This window comes from Sulfitobacter sp. HI0040 (genome assembly GCF_001634885.1).
Lineage (GTDB): Bacteria > Pseudomonadota > Alphaproteobacteria > Rhodobacterales > Rhodobacteraceae > Sulfitobacter.
The window spans coordinates 1-246 of the sequence record NZ_LWEX01000566.1 but is presented as its reverse complement, the minus strand read 5'-3'; the positions used below and the strand labels follow the sequence as shown (position 1 = coordinate 246).

Below are 246 nucleotides of genomic sequence, written 5' to 3'. Positions count from 1 at the left end.
GGCGATACCCAGACGAAATCCGACGCGGCCCGCGCCTCCGCCAAGGCGATGATCGAAAAAGACGGCGCCATCATGATCAACGGCGGCTCGTCCTCGGGCGTGGCCGTGGCCGTTCAGGGCCTCTGCCAGGAAGCCGGCGTGATCTTCATGGCCGGTCTGACCCACTCCAACGACACCACCGGCAAGGACCGCAAGGCGAATGGCTTCCGCCACTTCTTCAACGCCTACATGTCCGCCGCCGCACTG

1 protein-coding gene is annotated in these 246 nt (G+C 65.4%); it reads left to right on the top strand.

Features of this window, described 5'->3' with window-relative positions; translation table 11 throughout:
- The coding region (locus A3728_RS20675; RefSeq protein WP_150120929.1) for an ABC transporter substrate-binding protein at positions 1-246 on the top strand (246 nt) is incomplete at both ends.